This is a genomic window from Paenibacillus sp. JCM 9796 (genome assembly GCF_055379675.1).
This window is the reverse complement of sequence record NZ_AP043723.1, coordinates 784596-804254: the sequence shown is the minus strand read 5'-3', so window position 1 is coordinate 804254 and position 19659 is coordinate 784596. Positions and strand designations below refer to the sequence as shown.

At 54.0% G+C, this 19659-nt stretch carries 18 protein-coding genes; 16 read left to right on the top strand and 2 right to left on the bottom strand.

Annotated elements, in window-relative coordinates:
• Positions 1 to 18: 18 nt before the first annotated feature.
• The 8 genes from ACZ439_RS03980 (at position 19) to ACZ439_RS03945 (ending at position 9921) form a co-directional block, all read left to right on the top strand.
• The gene (locus ACZ439_RS03980; protein WP_054795337.1) at positions 19 to 2061 is read left to right on the top strand and encodes an ABC transporter ATP-binding protein; all 2043 of its coding nucleotides are present in this window, start codon (positions 19 to 21) and stop codon (positions 2059 to 2061) included.
• 53 nt (positions 2062 to 2114) lie between these two features.
• A complete protein-coding gene (locus ACZ439_RS03975) occupies positions 2115 to 2885 on the top strand; it encodes an SDR family NAD(P)-dependent oxidoreductase (RefSeq protein WP_230875977.1) in 771 nt (256 codons plus the stop codon).
• A 67-nt stretch (positions 2886 to 2952) separates the two neighbouring features.
• Positions 2953 to 4536 (top strand): ABC transporter substrate-binding protein, encoded by a 1584-nt coding sequence (locus ACZ439_RS03970; protein WP_181410151.1) that lies wholly within the window; start codon positions 2953 to 2955, stop codon positions 4534 to 4536.
• A 100-nt stretch (positions 4537 to 4636) separates the two neighbouring features.
• Positions 4637 to 5833 carry a cytochrome P450 gene (locus ACZ439_RS03965; RefSeq protein ID WP_464620648.1) on the top strand — a complete coding sequence of 399 codons (1197 nt, stop codon included), beginning with the start codon at positions 4637 to 4639 and terminating at the stop codon, positions 5831 to 5833.
• A 144-nt stretch (positions 5834 to 5977) separates the two neighbouring features.
• Positions 5978 to 6940, top strand: coding sequence for a ring-cleaving dioxygenase (locus ACZ439_RS03960; protein ID WP_054795341.1), 963 nt, complete (start codon positions 5978 to 5980; stop codon positions 6938 to 6940).
• 23 nt (positions 6941 to 6963) lie between these two features.
• Entirely contained in the window at positions 6964 to 8043 is a 1080-nt protein-coding gene (locus tag ACZ439_RS03955) for a maleylacetate reductase (RefSeq protein WP_464620647.1), read from the top strand.
• A 175-nt stretch (positions 8044 to 8218) separates the two neighbouring features.
• Complete coding sequence (locus ACZ439_RS03950) at positions 8219 to 9499, top strand: aconitase X (protein WP_054798876.1); 1281 nt, start codon at positions 8219 to 8221, stop codon at positions 9497 to 9499.
• Positions 9496 to 9921: an aconitase X swivel domain-containing protein gene (locus ACZ439_RS03945; protein WP_127606601.1), complete on the top strand. Its 426-nt coding sequence runs from the start codon at positions 9496 to 9498 to the stop codon at positions 9919 to 9921. Before ACZ439_RS03950 ends, ACZ439_RS03945 begins: the two co-directional genes overlap by 4 nt.
• A 160-nt stretch (positions 9922 to 10081) precedes the next feature.
• Here the strand turns inward: ACZ439_RS03945 and ACZ439_RS03940 are convergent, their stop codons facing one another.
• Both ACZ439_RS03940 and ACZ439_RS03935 read right to left on the bottom strand, forming a co-directional pair.
• A complete protein-coding gene (locus ACZ439_RS03940; protein ID WP_054798878.1) occupies positions 10082 to 10405 on the bottom strand; it encodes an NIPSNAP family protein in 324 nt (107 codons plus the stop codon).
• Positions 10402 to 11172, bottom strand: a complete 771-nt coding sequence (locus ACZ439_RS03935; protein ID WP_054795343.1) for an N-acyl homoserine lactonase family protein — start codon at positions 11170 to 11172, stop codon at positions 10402 to 10404. The genes ACZ439_RS03940 and ACZ439_RS03935 overlap by 4 nt, the downstream gene beginning before the upstream one ends.
• A gap of 227 nt (positions 11173 to 11399) precedes the next feature.
• On the opposite strand from ACZ439_RS03935, the gene ACZ439_RS03930 reads away from it, so the two are divergent.
• The 8 genes from ACZ439_RS03930 to ACZ439_RS03895 all read left to right on the top strand — a co-directional run bounded on the left by ACZ439_RS03930 (position 11400) and on the right by ACZ439_RS03895 (position 19651).
• Positions 11400 to 12179, top strand: a complete 780-nt coding sequence (locus tag ACZ439_RS03930) for an IclR family transcriptional regulator (RefSeq protein ID WP_127606598.1) — start codon at positions 11400 to 11402, stop codon at positions 12177 to 12179.
• Between the two features lie 573 nt (positions 12180 to 12752).
• Positions 12753 to 13979: an MFS transporter gene (locus ACZ439_RS03925; protein WP_127606596.1), complete on the top strand. Its 1227-nt coding sequence runs from the start codon at positions 12753 to 12755 to the stop codon at positions 13977 to 13979.
• A gap of 95 nt (positions 13980 to 14074) precedes the next feature.
• A complete protein-coding gene (locus ACZ439_RS03920) occupies positions 14075 to 16288 on the top strand; it encodes a xanthine dehydrogenase family protein molybdopterin-binding subunit (RefSeq protein ID WP_464620646.1) in 2214 nt (737 codons plus the stop codon).
• Positions 16285 to 16809, top strand: coding sequence for a (2Fe-2S)-binding protein (locus ACZ439_RS03915; RefSeq protein WP_054795348.1), 525 nt, complete (start codon positions 16285 to 16287; stop codon positions 16807 to 16809). The genes ACZ439_RS03920 and ACZ439_RS03915 overlap by 4 nt, the downstream gene beginning before the upstream one ends.
• Positions 16796 to 17680: an FAD binding domain-containing protein gene (locus tag ACZ439_RS03910; protein ID WP_201318888.1), complete on the top strand. Its 885-nt coding sequence runs from the start codon at positions 16796 to 16798 to the stop codon at positions 17678 to 17680. The genes ACZ439_RS03915 and ACZ439_RS03910 overlap by 14 nt, the downstream gene beginning before the upstream one ends.
• Positions 17677 to 18129 carry a CoxG family protein gene (locus ACZ439_RS03905; protein WP_127606591.1) on the top strand — a complete coding sequence of 151 codons (453 nt, stop codon included), beginning with the start codon at positions 17677 to 17679 and terminating at the stop codon, positions 18127 to 18129. Before ACZ439_RS03910 ends, ACZ439_RS03905 begins: the two co-directional genes overlap by 4 nt.
• Before the next feature lie 53 nt (positions 18130 to 18182).
• On the top strand, positions 18183 to 19115 hold the full coding sequence (locus ACZ439_RS03900; RefSeq protein ID WP_464620645.1) for a hydroxymethylglutaryl-CoA lyase: 933 nt from the start codon (positions 18183 to 18185) through the stop codon (positions 19113 to 19115).
• 38 nt (positions 19116 to 19153) lie between these two features.
• Positions 19154 to 19651 carry a hotdog family protein gene (locus ACZ439_RS03895; protein ID WP_054795352.1) on the top strand — a complete coding sequence of 166 codons (498 nt, stop codon included), beginning with the start codon at positions 19154 to 19156 and terminating at the stop codon, positions 19649 to 19651.
• Positions 19652 to 19659 lie beyond the last annotated feature (8 nt).

The window sequence follows — 19659 nt, the reverse complement described above, 5'->3', positions numbered from 1 at the left end:
TGAGGAGGGTATCCGCGAATGAATCATCTGTTGGAAGTGAAAAATCTAAAAACCGAGTTTAGGGTAGACGGCCTTACGTATAAAGCGGTGGATGGCGTTTCGTATTATGTTGACGAGGGAGAGATCGTGGCGGTCGTCGGCGAAAGCGGTTCCGGCAAGTCCGTCACCCAATATTCCGGGCTGCAGCTCATTCCTTCGCCCCCCGGCAAAATTGTCGGCGGAGAAGTGTTGTTTAAAGGTGCCGACCTGCTCCGGTACCACCCGAAGAGCGAGGAACTGCGCGATATTCGGGGCGGCCAGATCGGCGTTATCTTTCAGGAACCGATGACCTCACTTAACCCGGTGTTGACCGTGGGGGAACAGATCGGCGAATCGGTCATGCTGCATATGAAGCTGAATAAAGCCCAAGCGCGCAGCCGGGCCATCGAATTAATCCAGCAGGTGGGCATACCGGATGCCGAGCATCGGGTCGATTACTACCCGCATCAGTTTAGCGGCGGCATGAGACAGCGGATTATGATTGCCATGGCGCTGTCTTGCAATCCGAAAATTTTGATCGCGGATGAAGCTACGACAGCCTTGGATGTGACGACACAAGCGCAGCTGCTCGAATTGCTGCGGGATATCGTCAAGCGCACGAATACGGCTTTAGTGCTCGTAACGCACAATTTGGGCATTGTGGCCCGTTATGCGGATCGCATCTATGTCATGTATGCCGGAGGGATTGTGGAGTCCGGCTCGGCCAAGGATATATTCGCCAGTCCGCAGCACCCGTATACCATTGGTCTGCTTAAGGCCGTTCCGAGATTGGATGATCCGAAGGACCGCAAGCTGATTCCGATCGAAGGGCTGCCGCCCAACCTTGCCGACAAGCCGACGACTTGTCCGTTTCTTCCCCGGTGCTCTTACCGCACGGCCCTATGCTCGGAGGCGCCTGCGCCTGAACTGGTTGAAGTGAAGGACGGACATCATGCCGCATGCTATGTGAACATAGGTGAAACGGAAGCGGCAGCAGCAGCCGACGGGGGAGTCATGCTCCAGGAGGTGCAGGAAAAGGCGGAAGTTCATGCGGGCCCATCCAAACCGAAAACGGAAATCTTGTTGGAAGTGAAAAACCTGAAAACGTACTTTCCTGTCACGAAGGGGCTGCTGAAGCGGAAAGTCGCCGATATTAAAGCGGTGGACGACATCAGCTTTGACCTGAAAAAGGGGGAGACGCTGGGGCTTGTAGGGGAGAGCGGATGCGGCAAAACGACCGTGGCCCGCAGCATCCTGCGCATGTACGATCCTACCGGGGGCCAAATTTTGTTTGAAGGGCAGGACATCGCTGCCATGTCCAAAAGTCAGCTGCGTCCGCTCCGCAAACATATGTCGCTCATCTTTCAAGATCCTTACGGCTCTCTCGACCCCCGGCAAACGGCGGGTCATATTGTCGGGGAACCGCTGAAAATCAACAAATTGGTAAGCAGCCGGAGCGAGTATAACAACAGGGTCGATGAGCTGTTCCGGTTAGTAGGCCTCGATCCGGATTTGAAAAACCGCGTTCCGCACGAATTCAGCGGCGGACAGCGGCAGCGTCTGGGCATCGCCCGGGCGTTAGCGAGCAATCCTTCCTTTATCGTATGCGACGAAGCCATCTCGGCGCTCGACGTATCGATTCAAGCGCAGATCATCAATCTGCTTGAGGATTTACAGGTGAAGCTGGGGCTGACCTATTTATTCATTGCCCATGATTTATCCGTCGTACGGCACATCAGCGACCGCGTAGCCGTGATGTATTTGGGGCGTATTGTGGAAATTGCGGATTGGAAGTCGCTGTATGAAAACCCTAAGCACCCGTACACGCAGGCTTTGCTTGCGGCGGTCCCGATTCCCGATCCCTTTGTGGAGGAGACGCGGGAGCGAATCGTGATCAAGGGCGATGTGCCGAGTCTGATGAACAAACCGCCGGGGTGCAGCTTCTCTAACCGTTGTCCGCATGCAACGAAAGAGTGCAGCGAATCCGCGCCGCCGCTGCTGAACGTCGGCGGAGGACACGGCGTGGCTTGTTTCAGAGCGTAGCGGTTTGCCAGGAAGCATCAACCGGCTAAATAAAGCCATTAGGAGCGTGATTGATGATGGTATTAAAAGACAAGGTAGCCATTATTACGGGCGGCGCCAGCGGACAAGGCAAAGCATCGGCCAAATTGTTTGCGGAAGAAGGGGCCACGGTGATTTTCGCAGATTTAAACGAAGAAGGGGGGAAAGCGGTACAGCAGGAAATTAACGATGCCGGCTTCAAAGCTCATTTCTATAAACTGGATGTATCCGACGAAGAGGCCGTGATCTCTTTAGTAAATGAAGTCAAAAATAAATACGGGCGAATCGACGTGCTCTTCAACAATGCCGGAATCGGATTTGGCGCCAAGTATAAAATGGCGTCAGTCGTAGAGGCCGACACGAACGATTGGAAGGCAATTCTCGATATTAATCTGAACAGTGTCTTTTATTTTACGAAGCATGTGCTGCCGGTCATGATTGAACAAAAATCCGGAAGCGTTATCAACAACTCGTCGGCAGCCGGGCTGGTAGGCCAACCGGGAGCGGATGCCTATACGGCGTCAAAAGGCGCGATTATCTCGTTGACTCGTGTATGGGCTGTCACGTACGGCGTGCACAATATCCGCGTCAACTGTATTTGTCCCGGTTCTATCGATACGCCGATGATGACGACTGTACTGGATATGAAGCCTGAAGCCAAAGAATATTTGCCCAAGATCACCCCTCTGGGGAGACTTGGAAAGCCGGAAGAAATCGCGAATACGGCTCTGTTCCTGGCTTCGGAGAAAGCGGGTTACATTACCGGCGCCATCATCTCGGTCGATGGGGGCTGGACCGCCAAGTAAGTAAGCATTCACGAATCACAAAAATCATAAATGGAAAAAGGTGCGTCTAATGAGGAAGAAATCAGGAATGTCCAATTTCATCTCTCTTTCCCTTGCCCTATGTCTTTTGATTTCTGTGGTCATCTCCGGCTGCACCCCAGAACCGGCCAAGCAAGAACCGGCGAAGCAAGAACCGCAAAATGATTCGAAAACGGCATCGTCGAAGTATGGCGGTACGATGAAGATCATTATGTCCGATACGCTGACGAACCTGGGTTATCCGGCCGAGCTGCGTTCGAACGTCACGTTCTACTATAACCAGCCTGTGCTTGAATCGCTCGGGCGTTACGATAAGGAAGGGAACGTCCTCCCGTTCCTTGCGGAAAGCTGGCAATCCGATCCTCAAAATAAGACGATTACCATTAAAATCAAGCCGGGGATCAAATTTCATGATGATACCGACTTGAACGCAGAGGCTGTGAAATGGAACATTGAACAGTACTTAACGGCCAAGCGTCCCGAGGTGAACGGCATACAGTCGGTCGATGTGATCGATGCGAGCACCGTACGGTTGAATCTTGCGGCATGGGACAGCGGGCTGCTGGAAGCCGTCGCCTACTACGTGAAGATGATATCGCCTGCTGCTGTCGCCAAGAACGGAAAGGATTGGGCTATTCTGAATCCGGTCGGTACGGGTCCGTTCAAGTTTGTCAGCTGGGAGAAGGATGTGTCGGCCAAGTTCAAGAAAAACGAAACCTATTGGCAAAAAGGCAAGCCGTATTTGGATGCCATCGAATATACCTTTATTAGAGAAATCAATACGGCAGCCAATGTGTTTAAAACCGGGGGCGCCGACGTGTTGACACAGATGGATCCCGATATGTTTCTAGAGCTTCAGAAGTCGGGCAAATATACGACCTGGACGGACGATAAAGTATTCGGAACCGTAGGCATCGGGCTTATGTTCGATACCATCAACCCGAACTCGCCATTCGCCAATGTGAAGGTTAGACAGGCGGTTATTCATGCCATCGACAATGAAGCCATTGTGAAGTCGGTCCGCAGAGGGCTTGGTTTTTCCACGAATCAGTGGTATAAACCGGGTCTGTGGGCGCACAATCCCGATGTGAAAGGATTTCCCTACGATCCGGACAAAGCGAAGCAGCTGCTGGCGGAGGCCGGGTTTCCGAACGGCTTCAAAACAAAGATCACGACAGATCCGGCCAGGGAGAACCTCATGACGGCCGTTCAGTCTTATTTGGCCAAGGTAGGCATCGACGCTCAAGTGGTCACTGTCGATTCGGCGAAGTGGACCGCTCTCACTAACGATAAGTGGGACGGGATGATTATGTTTTTCAGAGCCATGGCGCCGAGTACATTAACTACGTTGAACCGGGTAATAAGCAAAAACGCAACCCTGTACGGTAAAAATATTTTGCATCCGGATAAGGTCGAGCAGCTGCTGGCTGATTCCAGGAATGCGCCCGATTTCGAATCCTCGAAAAAACCGCTTGTGGAGCTGCAAAAAGTGCTCTTTGAAGAATATGCCCTTGCCGTCCCCTTGATCGGTCTGACAACGGGAGTTGCCACGCAGCAAAAGATTCAGGATTTAGGCAACTTGACGACAAACGGGAACGATTGGACCCCGGAAGAGGCGTGGATCAAGAAGTAGCCGGCTTCTTCTCTTAAAATCCGCTCCATGAGCGGATTTTTTGTTACAACGATCCGATAAGGGTCGCGCGAGATCAATAACCGTACAGGAGTGAAATAGGATGAGTGTAAACGATGCCGTACCTTCTCATGTTTCACCTGATTTAGTGGTCGATTTCGATTTTTTGCATCCGGCCGGCTCCGACGAAGATCCCTTCCTGGCCTTGAAACGTCTGCATAACGGGCCTGATATTTTTTGGACGCCGCACAATAAGGGCCATTGGGTTGCGACCCGCGGCGAGGACATCCGCCATATCCTGTCCGATCATGATCATTTCTCCTCGCAGTCGGCATTTATCCCGAAGTCTGCACGTCCGCCCGCCATTCCGCTCGAGATAGATCCGCCCGATCATATGGCTTACCGCAGACTTCTCGCACCTGCTTTTCTGCCTAAAGCGATTTCGACTTGGTCGAGTGAAGCCCGCGAGCTGGCGATCTCCTTGGTCGAGGGCTTCCGGCCAAAGGGCGAGTGCGAATTCATGGCTGATTTCGCCCTGCAGGTTCCGATTATCGTCTTCCTGAAGATGTGCGGTCTGCCGCTTGAACATCGCGAGATGCTGCTCGAGTGGACTGCGGCTTTCGTTCGTCCGGGAAACGCTGAAATCAAAGAGGAAACCGAACGTCAAAGAGCCCTGTACATCCACAATTTGATCGTGGAACGACGCGCCAATCCGGGGGAGGATCTGATCAGCCGCGCCGTTAACGCCGATATCGGCGGACGCAAACTCAACGATCAAGAGGCCTATGGCCTGATCCGCGGCTTGCTCGGCGGCGGTTTGGATACGGTTGCCTCCACGATGGGCTGGATTGCGCGCTTTCTGGCCGAGAATCCGGAACACCGGAGACAGCTGATCGACGATCCGGAGCTTATTCCCAATGCGGTGGAAGAGCTGCTGAGACGCTTTAGCGTACCGAATATCGCCAGGGTCGTCGTTAAGGATATGGTATACAAGGGCGTCGCGATGAAGGAAGGGGAACAAATTTTTCTATCCGCCTGCTTGCATGGACTGGATACCGAAAGCTTCGAGAATCCGCTTGAAGTGAATTTCCGCCGCAGCGATGCCCGGACGCATTCCACCTTTGGGCAAGGCATCCACCGTTGTCCGGGTGCCACGCTCGCATCGTCCGAGCTGCGCATCTTCCTGGAGGAATGGCTGAAGCGCATCCCGGATTTCCGGATTAAACCCGGTGCAGCGGTTCGAACGGGTACGGGTATTGTACACGGCGTGCTGTCCCTTCCGCTGGCATGGGACGTCTAGACAGGCGGAGGCCCTGCAATTGTAAGAAATTAGCACAAACGTGTAAGAAACCAGTTAGATGCTCGTTTTATGCTAAAAAGGCGGTTATCCATTACACGATTAAATGAAAGCGATAACATTCTATCATTAAGGAGGAAAAGAAATATGGCTCAATTGATCAGCGGTATTCATCATGTCACTTCCGGGGTAGGAGGAGCGCAGGAAGATATCGACTTCTTCACCCAAATCGTAGGCCAGCGGATGGTCAAGCAGACGGTTCTGTTTGACGGTGCGGAAAGCATCTATCACCTCTATTACGCAAACCGCAACGCTGAAATCGGTACCGTCATGACGACCTTTCCTTACAGGAAGGCAGGCATTAAGGCACGCAAAGGGTCGGGTCAGGTGAAGATCACCTCTTATACCGTCCCCGAGTCGTCACTGGAATTTTGGCTCAAGCATCTTGACAAGCACGGTGTCGGGCACGGCTCCATTGAATCGCGGTTCGGCCAGAAGCGGATCGGCTTCTTCCACCCGTGCGGTCTGGAATTCGAATTTGTCGCCGACGACAGCGACAAACGCGCCGGTTGGGTTACGGATGAAGTTTCCGACGCGGAAGCGGTACGGGGCTTTCACAGTGTGACGATGTCGGTGCGGGAAGTTCCCGAGCAGGAACGTTTTCTCGTGGACGGGTTAGGCTTCCGGAAAACGGGAGAGGAAGGACCGTACCATCGTTTTGAAATCGGCGACGGCGGCGCGCAAAAGACGATATTCCTCATTCACGAGCCGGATGTGCCTCAAGGCAGCTGGACGTTCGGTGAAGGGACGGTTCACCACGTGGCTTTTGCGGTTGCAAACGACGACGAAGCGACGAAGCTTAAACTGCACCTGGAAGGAATCGGGTATACGGATGCTTCTGAAGTGAAGGACCGCGATTACTTCCATTCCGTTTACGTCCGCTCCCCCGGAGGCATTCTGTGCGAGATTGCGACCAGCGACATCGGCTTTGAAATTAACGAGCCTATGGATAAGCTCGGGCATAAGTTACTGCTGCCGTCCTGGTTCGAGCATCGCCGCGAAGAAATCGTGGCTGCTCTGGAGCCGATTACAAATCCACAAATCAAGTAACAGGTATTCGCGGAGGATGGCAAATGAAAAATTTTCAATTTGAAAGCCTGCCCGGCAGAGTCCTGTTCGGTGCGGGTACGCTAACCGAGGTTAGCGCAGAGCTTCAAGCACTCTGCGCCCGCAAGGCGCTCGTTATTGCTACGGCTGACTTAGCGGAATTGGCCCGTGAAGTCGGCGCCTTGCTCGGCGACTTATGCGCCGGCATTCATGCCCAAGCCGTGCAGCACATCCCGTATGAAACGGTGACGGAAGCGCTCAGCCGTGTGCAATCACTCGATGTCGACAGCCTCGTTGCTGTCGGCGGCGGTTCTTCCATCGGTCTTGCCAAAGCCATTGCGTTGGAAACTTCCCTGCCTATTTTAGCCATTCCTACGACTTATGCCGGATCGGAAATGACGCCGATCTGGGGAATAACGCAGAATGGGGTGAAAAAGACGGGGAAAAATCTGATCGTTAAACCGAAAAGCGTGATCTACGATTCCAAGCTTACCGTCACGCTGCCTGTACGCTTGTCCGTAACCAGCGGAATGAACGCCATTGCCCATTGCGCAGAGGGCTTGTACGCCGAGAACGCCAACCCGATTATTTCCCTCTTGGCCGAAGACGGCATACGGGCGCTTCGCGCCAGCTTACCGCAAATTTGCTTGAATCCGAACGATGAGGACGCCCGCTCCGAAGCGCAATACGGAACGTGGTTGGGAGGAACCGTATTGGGATCGGTAGGAATGGCTTTACATCACAAACTGTGCCACGTGCTGGGCGGCAGCTACAATCTGCCGCACGCGGAAACGCACACGGTAGTTCTGCCGTATGCGATTTGGTACAATGCCGGCCATGCGCCGGAAGCGATGAAAGCGCTCGCCCGGGCATTGGGCTCCGATGTGAGCGATGTCGCCGGTTCCATCTACGACCTGTTGAAGTCGATGGATGCTCCAACCTCGCTTGCAGAAATCGGAATGAAAGAGAAGGATCTCGATGCAGCGGCCAAATTAGCCACGCAGAATCCTTATTATAACCCTCGTCCAATCGATGAAAAGTCGATCCGGCAATTGCTGGAGTATGCCTATAACGGCCAGCGGCCGGTGAAAGGAAAGGCTCTTTGACTACAGGCGTATGTCTGAATAAACCTTAGTCCCGCATTCGACGGGGCTAAGGTTAAATTATTATCGTCTACAATCAATGGCTACCCGTTAACGCATGGGAAAGATAATCTGGATCGTACGGATAAGCAAATGACTATGAATTTCCGTATAGACGGCAAACAATGGAGCGTGTGAGATGAGATTGACCGACGAAGAGAAACGGATGCTGGATGGCAGAGACGGGCCCGCGGTGCAAAAGGCGATGGATTTGCTCATACGCTACGGAGAGGCTTTGGGGGCGGAGAAATTAGTGGAAACCTCCAACGTGAGCACAACGGTAGTCGCTTCCAGTGGCTACATGCGGGATTATGCGGCTAAGTACGGATTCGACGCGTTATTTTCCGAGTTTAACCTGGACAGTCAGGAGGCTGTTGAGATTCCGATGGTCAAAACCCACTCCTGTCAGCTGATCACCGGTTTTGATGCGCAGCACTGGGAGCAGATGGGCGGCACCCCTGACCGTGTGAAGTCCATTAAAGAGCATGAAGAATACAACGCTTCGATCGGCATCCAGCTGATGAGCACCTGTACGCCCTACCAGGTCGGGAATATACCGGTGAAGGGGGAGCACTGCGCCTGGATGGAATCTTCTGCCGTCGTGTACATCAACTCGGTGCTCGGCGCCCGCACCAATTGTGAAGGGCGGGAAAGCACGGGGGCGGCGATGCTGACAGGGCGAATCCCTTACTGGGGCTACCATGTGGACGAAAATCGGCTGGCGACTGATCTGGTGGAAGTCGAATGGGACGTCGAGAGCATGCTCGATTGGGGTCTTCTCGGTTACTACGTCGGTGAAGTCGTGGGCGATCGGGTGCCTGTGCTGAGCGGGGTTCGGCATGTTCCGAATTCTTATCGGATCAAGCATTTTGGGGCGTCCGCCGCTTCCTCGGGCGGTGTGGAGCTGTACCATATCCCGAAAATAACGGCGGAAGCGCAATCGGTTGAGGAGGCTTTAGGAGGGAAGAAACCTCAGTTCAGCTTCAAGTTTGGCCAAGAGGAGAGACAACGGGCGTATAACCGGTTGAACATATCGGCCAAAGATACGAAGGTCGATTTCATTATGCTGGGCTGCCCGCACGCGTCCATCGAACAGATCTGGGAAATTTGCAAGCTGCTGAAAGGAAAGCGGGTCCACAGCGGCACGCAGCTTTGGATCTTCACACCGCGGGCGATTCGGGAATTGGCGGACCGGAACGGATATACCCAGATCATTACCGACGCAGGAGGTTTTTTGATGAGCGATACGTGTCCGGCGCTTGGGCAAGTACTGCCGCCGGGTACGAAGGTGGTGGCCACCGACTCGGCGAAGCAGGCGCACTACCTGCCGGCGATTATGGGGATCCAATGCTGGTTCGGATCGCTTGAGGATTGCGTCCGGGCAGCGATAACAGGGAATTGGGGAGGAGAATTGCGATGACGAAAATTGTTCTTCACGGAAGAAAAGTGGTCGGCGGATGCGCGGAAGGAGAGGCGCTTGTCACCAAGGATACGATATCCGGCTGGGGCGGCATTAATCCGATGACCGGTACGATTATTGAACTGCAGCATGAATTGAGAGGCCAAAGCTTTAAAGATAAAGTGCTCGTGTTTCCCGGCGCGAAAGGATCGTCCGGCTGGTCCGCCTATTTCCACATGGCGCGGATGGTAGGGGCGGCTCCCAAAGCGATGATTTTTAACGTGATGACGACGAAGGCGGCCTTGGGTACGGTGGTTTCTCATGCGCCCACGGTTACGGGGCTGGATCAGGACCCGCTGGATATTATCGAAACCGGCGATTGGGTCAAAGTAGATGGCGATAACGGAATCGTAGAGATCACCAAAAAAAATGCGGGGAGTTAGGCTTTGCGCTCATGTAATATGTAACAACCATAACGGAGCTGCGCGGGTTGCGCGGCTCCGTTTGCTGTCTGGGTCCGAAGAACAATAAATCGACGGCTGCATGAAAAGGCTGCAAGCGCAGCCTTTTGTCGCATGAGACGGGAAAAGGATGAAACATCTCTCAAGGCTGCGGAAAATAAGGCACCTGCCGAAGGAAAACGCTCTCCACCCTCGCTACGATCGGCCCTTCCTTTTCCGTTTCGCTCTTCACTTCTTGCCATTCGGGGTCGTTATAGAAAGACTCAAAGCTTTGATTGCGCGCTTCCATATCGGAAAATTCCATCACGTAGTAGAGCCGGTTGCGGTTATCGTCGATATCTTGCCAAAACTCGGTGACGCGCATGCCGTGTTTGGCAAAAATGCTTAATGTGAAATGAGCGAATCTGTCGTTGATCGCCTGCATTTTTCCGGGGTGGATGTCGTAAATTCGAAGCTCATATATCATGAGGCATTGTCCTCCGGCGGGTATTTGCTGTAATTGAATACGAGAGGGTCATGCCCGGGCAACACAAAATCGGCAATCTCCTCAATCCTCTTGAAGCTTTGGAAGTATTCTTCGAGATCCCAGTGAATCCCGTTGGGGAGGTGGGGCATATGTGCAGTAGGCCAGTTCCAGTTTTCAAACAAGGGGACGGTGTCACTGGCGATCACGTAGGTGCCTTTCGCGGTTTCAACGGCAACGCTCATGCTTCCCGGAGTATGACCCGGCGTCGTAAACAAGAATATACCTTCCGTAAGCTGTTTGTCGCCGTGAAGGATATTGTATTTGGTGTCGGTGATGAAGCTTGGCGACATGCCGATCGCCATCGATTCGTAGGCTTTCATATGAATCGGAAGCGGGTCGATGGCATAACGCAATTCTCTGCCTTGAACGTAAAATTGGGCGTTCTCGAAAAGATGATTGTTGTACACATGGTCCCAATGCAAATGTGTCGTAATCACCGCCTCAACCTTACTCGGATCACACCCCTTACTCCTCAAGGCAACCTCGGGCTCTTGCTCGGACGACCGCGTGAATGGAAAATGATACTTCGTCGAAAACTCCGGGTCAGGAGCCCCCGTATCCACAATCAATTGGCGTTCGCCATCCGTTACGAACCAGACGATATTCGGAACGTACATTTGAACACCGCAATTACGCATATAAGTGAACTCCGATTTATCGACGGTCAGCGTCCCCACGTCTACAGGTACGATCTCCCATTTGCTCATGCCGAAACCTCCCCAAGGTTATAAAACCGCTTTCATGAATAGATGCGGTACAAGTTAAACCATCCGAGAAACCGAGCGATATGGACGTAACACCCCCTTATAAAATCAGCGCAGATTTTTGAAGGTTAGTTGCCATCTTGTCAAGCACATAGTAAAATATCCATGTGTGAAAGTCAATATTTAATTTCTAAGGTTCAAAATTCGGACTTTTCCGGGGAGGTGCACCTATGACCAAAAACAAAGTTGTTATTAAATCCATGAATATTCTGCAATTATTCGAGCATTCAGAAGCCTTGTCTATCAATGAAATGGTAACCATAACGAATTTACCTAAAACATCGGTGATGCGTATGGTGAGCTCTCTGGAGGATATGGGGTTTTTGTCTAAACGAAGCGACCGAAGATATGTTCTCGGGCTCTCTCTTCTTCATTACGGTCATCTCGTTGCCGAGCGTCTGGATTTAAGGAAGGTTGCTCTGCCGCTGATGAACCAGCTTCGCGACGAAATGGACGAAGCCGTTAACCTTTCGGTGCCTGAGGAAGAAGAAGCCATTTATGTCGAAAAAGTAGATGCAAGAGCCAGCCAAATGGTTCGTGTCTTTACGCGTATCGGCCGCAGGGCGCCATTCTATGCCGGAGCCTGCCCGCGAATCATTCTTGCCAATATGGACGAAGACCGCGTGAACGCGTACCTGGAATCGATTCAACCGGTCCAGATTGCTTCCGGCACCATTACGGATAAGTCACAATTGCGCGAGGTCCTCGTTAAGTGCAGGCAGGACGGTTATTCGATCAGCTTTTCAGAATTGGAGAATGGTGCGGCTGCCATCGCTGCGCCGATTTTTAACCACAAGGGCGAGGTTATAGCAGGCCTTAGCATTACCGGACCAGACTACCGGTTTAGGGAATACCTGGTAAGCGATGTCATTCAACGCGTGATGCATACAGCAGCGGAAATATCGAAGCGTGTGGGCTGGAACCCGGACACCCTAAAGCAAATGGGGTAAAGGGAGCCTGCGGTTTCGGCTAGTAACGCTGCTTTACCGGCTTTGGTGCAGCCTCTCCCGCCAAACACCCTACCTAAGGGAAGGGAGAGGCCCGGACCGTGAATCTCTTCCATCCTCCCTGCCTTCATCTCCTGCGCCCAGCGCAGCCCGCCTTGTCATTTCGCCAATATTCCTGCCCGAAGAACGAACGGTTTTAACTCCTTAAAGATAGGGTGGACATTCATTTATTTTATGCTGAGCTTGCGGCAGTATGTCCATTTTTTCAAAAAAAGTCCGAAATTCGGTTTTGGAAAATTAAATATTGACTTTCGAACAGGTGTAATTTACTATGTGCTTAACACGATGACCCCGAGCGTAATTCATGGCTTTCATGGATCAGCAGGAGAGCAAATAAGAACTTTAAAGGGGGCGTTCAGTCTTCAGAACGGAAATCTTATTGGCGAATAAACAATGTGATTTATTATTGTAAACGCTTACAATCGTTACACCAACTGCCAAATCGAAATGCAACTTGTTTTCTGAAACTGCTTATCCTCAAGTTATCCAGGAGTTCATAAGGGAAGGTGGCTCGATATGTCAAATTTACAACCTCAGACGGGTACGGGGACGCTCCCTGCGCGCCGTGGTTACAAATCGGCATTCATAGGTGCACTGGTGGGCTGGATTTTTGATTATTATGAAGTCGCGCTAATGACTTTTCTCATCGTTCCTATCGCTGCGGCATTTGGCCTGTCTGGGGGGCAAACAGCGCTTGTGTTTTCGATTCAGTTGTTGGCGATGGCCGTGGGCGGCATCGGATTTGGCATGTTGGCGGATAAATACGGACGAAAAAATATTTTGTTCTGGACCATCGTCGTCTATTGCGTAGGTACGTTGGCCCGGGCTTTTACCTTCAACTATGAGTGGCTCATCATCTGGACCATCATTGCCGGACTTGGCATCGGCGGCGAGTATGGCGTCGGCCAAACGCTGGTGTCGGAAGTCGTGCCGAAGGAGAAACGCGGCTGGTGGGGAGGGCTGCTGTATGGCGGTATCTACTTCGGCATCGCTCTCGCCGCCGTTGTCGGGGGTTATGTTGCGCCTGCGATCGGCTGGCGCTGGACCTTGGTGCTTTCAACGCTTCCGATCCTGATTGCGATCTATATCCGCAAAACGACACCGGAGTCGGAAGTGTGGCAGAAAAAGGTCGAAAAGACCGGCGTTGACTGGAGTCAAATTTTTAAAGCGAGCTTCATGGTTCCGTTTTTCAAGTGCCTGATCGCTGCTTGTCTTCAGTTCTTCGCCTACTACGGGATCACCACATTTCTGCCGACCTATCTGACGAAACAGGGTCTGTCCATCACGCACGCCTCCTGGTGGGTCTTATTCTCCGCTTTGGCCGGCCTTGTGGGCAATGTAGTCGCTTCCTACACGAATGACCGCTGGGGCAGACGTGTTACGTTATGCTATCTCGCGGCCACCGCTGCGGTCGGAGGCATTATTCTTTTCTTGACTTGGCAATACCTCCTTACCTCTTCCTGGATTCTCCTTCCTTTCTTCATCCTCTACTTTGGTTGTAATGCCGCAACCGTGTTTGGCGTCCTGTTTAGTGAGATGTTCTCTTCTGATTTGCGCTCCACCGGTGTTTCGGCCGCTTTGCAGATCGGCCGTGGTCTGGCGTTCTTCCCTCCGCTCATTGCGGCGAGCATGTCGGCTGCATGGGGATATCAATCCGTTGTTCTGGTAGGCGCGCTTGAGTTTTTGGCACTCGCCGCATGGGCTTGGGTGTTCAAAGAGACGCGCGGCATCAAGCTCGATTAACCCGGGAGTCGCCTGACGCTCCTGTGTTCGGGCTCGGGCGCTCCTCACGCTCGCAGTTACACGTTGTCCATCTCACTTAGAGGAGGGGGTAAGCGATGAGTTCGCAAACGCCGCCAATTACACAAAAATCGAATCGGGTCGACGGCTTTCAGAAGGTTCGTGGCGAAGCGCGGTATACGGATGACATCACCTTGCCGGATATGCTCTATGGGGCCGTCTTGCGAAGTCCCTATGCGCATGCGCGTATCGTATCGATTAACACCGAGGAAGCCGCCCGATTGCCCGGTGTTGTTGCCGTTATTACGGCAAAAGACATTCGAAGCGGCACATTTGGCCGGATCGTAAGGGATATCCCGGTTCTTGCGAGCGACAAGGTTTTGTTCGCGGGCGATCGCGTCGCTGCCGTCGCCGCCACAACAAAAGACATTGCGGAAGAAGCCTTGGCGCTCATCGAGATGGAGTACGAACCGCTTCCGGCCGTTTACGATGCCAGAGAGGCGCTGCAGGAGGGGGCGCCTATCCTGCACGACTCTCCATGGAATTACAAGGGAGCCGTCACGAAGGACACCGATGCTGCGAATTTGCAATCCCGCATATGCTTGTCGAACGGTGGAGACGTATCCGAGGCGTTGGCCCGTTCGAAGTATGTCTTCACTGAAACGTTCACAACGGCGGCTCGTCACCAAGGGTACCTGGAACCGCACTCCTGTATCGCCCGAGTCCTTGGAGATGAGGTTGAAATTTGGGCGCCGAACAAGTCACCGTACCGGCTTCGCCAGCAAATGGCCGATTGGCTGGCGATTGACGCGTCGCACGTTCACATTCATCCTGTTTTTGTCGGCGGCGACTTTGGAGGTAAAGGCTCTCCTATGGAAATTCCGTTAACGATCGCCCTTGCGAAAGCTACAGGGCGCCCGGTGAAGCTTCGAATGACCTATGCCGAAGACCTGATGGGAACGAATCCCCGGCATTCGGCTTCCGTTAAGGTTCGTCTAGGTCTCGATGAGCATGGCAAATTTACTGCGCTCGATGTCGACGCGGTGTTGAACGGCGGCGCTTATGCGGGGTACAAGGCAGGGGTTAACGTGAACCTTATCGGGATTCCGGACGCGGGTTCCGCTTACCGTATTTCGGTCGCCCGTATTCAAAGTACGATCGCCTATACGAACACCGTCCCCCGTGGCCATGCCCGTGCGCCGGGCTCGGTTCAGATGCACTTCCCTGTGGAAAGTGTGATCGATATGGCTGCACGCCAGCTTCAGATCGATCCGCTGGAGCTGCGGGAGCGGAATATGCTTCAGGATGGAGACCCTTCTCCCACCGGCGAACACTTTCTGGAGGTCCGTTCCCGGGAGACGCTTGCAGCCGTGAAGGAGCTTGCGGACAGCGTGCCTGTTCGCCCGCTTCCGAAGGAGGGAGAGTGGGTGCGGGGCACCGGGTATGCCTTCTATCAAAGGCCGACACACGGCGGTATAACTGAAATCGGACTGGAGCCCACGAGTTCCGGACAATTAGTTGTGCATGTTCCGTTCCCTGACCAAGGGGGCGGACAAATGACGCTCGGCCGCAATATTTTAAGCCGGCTGTTATCACTTCCGGGCGAGCTGATTACCGTTCGCCAAGCTGAGACCCATGAACTGAACTACGATACGGGTTGTGGGGGAAGCCGTGTGACCGTCACGGCCAGCGAGGCGTTTCACAAGGCAGCCAAGCTGCTTGTGCAGGAGCTCCAAAGCCGGTTCGGCTTGCCGGGCACGTATGAGCTGCCCGATCTTCGGGCCGCCTTGGCCCGGTTCGCACGGGAGAGGGAGGGCGACTGGCTTCGTGTCGGTCATGATGCCAGTGAAATCGAACATGTCTGTTCCTACAACGTAACCCTGGCAAGAGTTCGCGTTGACCTTGGAACCGGTCAAATTGTCGTGGAGGATCTCATCGCAGCGTACGACGTGGCGGGCATTATCAATGAGGCGTCACATTACATCCAGTTGGAGGGCGGCGTTGTTTTTGGCTACGGCGAGGCTGTTCTCGAGGACTTGGTCATTGAGGAAGGCCGCGTTACCCACGCCAGTCTGGGCGAATATAAGCTGCCGTCTCAAGAGGATATTCCAGCCGTTCACATGTCTTTGGTTGAAGGCGGACGGGGCATTGGGGCGGAAAATATTAAGGCGGCAGGCGAATTGTCCAATGTAGCGGTCCCGGCCGCCATTGCCAACGCGATCGCGGATGCGGCGGGCGTGCGGATGAAGCAATTGCCGATCACCGCCGAGAGCGTGTACTTCGCGCTTCGCGGGAAGGAGGAGGCACAATGACGCAATCGATTCAGCTGCAGGTAAACGGCCGCCGTATTTCGGCCGAGGTGGATGAGGGCGAGCTATTAATCGACTTTCTGCGCAATCAGCTTCAGCTGACCGGTACGAAGGAAGCATGCTCCATCGGAATTTGCGGACTATGCACGGTGCTTGTCAACGGGAAAGCCATCAGCTCCTGCCTGATGCCGGCCGTATTTGCCCATGAAGCGAATGTGTTTACCGCGGAAGGGCTTCGTATGCTCACGGATCAGGATACGCTTCCGGAAGCTGCGCCGGATCCGAGGCTGTGGGCCATTGTGCAGGAAACATTCGTCGAATGCGAAGGACTCCAGTGCGGCATCTGCACACCCGGGCAAGTTATGTCGGCCGTCAGCCTGCTTCGCGAGCATCCCGATCCGACCGAAGAGGAGATCCGCCGGTACATGGCCGGGAACCTATGCCGGTGCACGGGCTACTTGTCGATCATACGGGCGATTCAACTTGCTGCGCAGAAATGGGGGGCTGAACGTGCCGTCCTTTAAGCTTACTGTTCCGAGCAGTCTTGACGAAGCCTTATCGTTGTTGAATCCGGACGACGACGTCCTCTTGTGGGGCGGCGGGGTGGCGTCGACGATTCTTATGAAACAAAAGCTGCTTGCGCCCTCCGTCGTGATCGGTTTAGAACGCGTGCAGGAATTGTACGGAATTACACAGGAGGAAGACGGGAGCCTCCGGTTGGGGGCCATGGTACGGCTGCGTGACATGGAGCTCTCTCCCTTGCTTGCCGGGTTGCTTCCAAGCTTGTCCGAAACGGCCAAAGTCATTGCGAACGTCCGCGTCCGGAATGCCGCCACGCTCGGCGGCCACCTCATCCACGCGGACCCGGCGCAAGACTTGCCGCCTATGCTGCTGGCCTTGGATGCGGCCGTGAAGCTCCAATCGAAGACGGGTCAACGCATCGTCGCGCTGAACGAGTTTTTTGCAGATACGATGGAAACGGTCATTCGTCCCGACGAAATTCTGGTCGAGGTCGCGATTCCGGCCAAGGCATTGGCCCGGGCTTCCCGTTATGTAAAGTTTCGGCCCCGCAGCCAGGACGATTACTGTACGGTCGGGGTCGCAGCGAGCATCGCCTATGAAGCGGACGGCCGCACGGTCCGTGAAGCATCCGTTGCTGTAGGCGGTGCGGGACCGGTTGCGTGCAGATTTCCCGATGCGGAAAGGCTCCTGGTAGGCAAATCCTTAACGAAGTCCCTGTTAAACGAAGTCGCTGAGGTTGTTCATGAGCAAGCTGAGCCATGGGACGATGCGCGAGGAAGCGAAATTTACAAGCGCGACATGGCGGCTGTCTGGACGAAGCGCGTGCTTGCTTCGTTGGCTGGAGATCCGACAAGTGAGGAGACGATCGCGTGAAGTTTTTGTATAAAATCGCTGTAGCGAGCGAAGCTGCGCAGACGTGGGAGAAGATGCAGGATACGCTTGCGATGGTTCACTGTATCCCGGGCGTTGAGGAGGCCGATGAAACTTCGGAAGGCCATTATGACGTGAAAATTGTGACGAAGCTCGGACCGGTTTCGCTGCGGTTTAACGGCAGCGCAGAGCTGGAGATTCATCAAGAGGAGCGGGCCATGCAAGCGGGCGTTACCATGAGCGATTCCCGCTCGGGTAATGTGTACGGTCAATTCACGATGAGGCTGGTTCCGGATGAGGCCGGCAACGGCTCGATCCTTCAGATCGACGCCGATATTGTGATAGCCGGCAAACTGGGCGAGCTTGCACAGCCGCTGATCAAGCGAAAGGCAGACCAGATTGTCCAGGAGTTTTCCAAAAAACTGACCAACTACCTCGAAACGGCACAGTAAGCATCGCGTGGGCAAAAACAACCAAATAAAAATGACCGGGGAAGTGACGAATCTTGAGCAATTCGAATCGGGTATGGTTTACCGATGTGGCGGCGCGTGACGGATTTCAAATCGAGCCCCAGCGGGTATCGACGGAAACGAAAGTTGAGACGATTAACGCGCTGGGCGCGGCCGGCGTGCCGTGCATTGAAGCTACTTCCTTTGTCCATCCCAAGGCCGTGCCGCAGATGGCTGACGCCGAGGAGGTCATGAAGCGCATCACCCGGTATCCGGGAACGCGCTATACCGTGCTTGTGCCCAATTTACGCGGCGCAGAGCGGGCTTTGGCGTGCAAGCCGGACATGATTACAACCGTCGTTTCGGTGAGTGACAGTCACAATCGAGCCAATATCCGCCGCCGCACCTTCGAAACGTTGAATGAATTCGAGCAGGTGGCGCACCTCGTCCATTCGGCCGGCGTCACCCTGCAAGGGGCGATGAGCACGACGTTCGGCTGCGCCTTTGAAGGGCGGATTCCGCTGGAACGGGTACTGGAAGTCGTAGAACATTACGTGGCGCTTGAGGTGGATGGGGTCGTCTTGGCCGATACGACCGGGATGGCTAACCCGGCCCATGTACGTCAGGTCATTCGCGCGATTCAGGATCGTTGGCCGGACCTGGAATTGCATATGCACTTCCATAACACAAGGGGGATGGGCTTGGCTAATGTGTATGCGGCCTACCTGGAAGGCGTCCGCCACTTTGAAGGCTCGCTCGGCGGGATCGGAGGCTGCCCCTTTGCTCCGGGGGCCACTGGAAACATTTGCACCGAAGACGCCGTGCACATGTTCATGGAGATGGGAGTGGAGACCTGCATAGACTTGGATAGGCTGCTGGAAGCATCCCGGGATATGGAGCGGGCCTTGGGTCACGAACTGCCGGGTCAGGTCATGAAGGCGGGCAGAACGCTTGATCTTCATCCCTTGCCGCCTGGTGAGGCGGGTTAAGCGCGGTAGGTTCAATCGTACAAGGAGAGGTGAAAGCTGTGAGTGAAAAATACTATGAGGATGTCGACGAAGGGCAAATATTAACCCCGCTGCAGCGAGGCCCGATGAATACGATGCTGATGATGCGTTGGTCCGCATTTCAGGAAAACTGGCATCGTATCCATTACGATCATCCATTCGCTACCGGGCACGACGGGCTGCCTGACATCGTGGTCAGCGGCTCATGGAAGCAGCATATGCTCGTTCAGATGTTGAAGGAGTGGGCTGGACCGCTGGGCTGGATATGGAAGGTCAAGTACGAATATCGCGGTTGGGATGTAGCCGGGGACGTATTGACGGCGGGCGGCCGCATTGACCGGAAAGAAGTTCAAGACGGGCTCGGCTGTATTCATTGCACCATCGGGATCGAGAATCAAAGAGGGGTGCGTTCTACAACGGGCGAGGCCGTTATTGTTTTGCCCATGCGGGAAGGCCGGAAGATTCCGTACCCGTTCGTGCCGCCCCGGCAAGCTGCGCAGGACGGAACGCTGGAATAGCCGTGAAG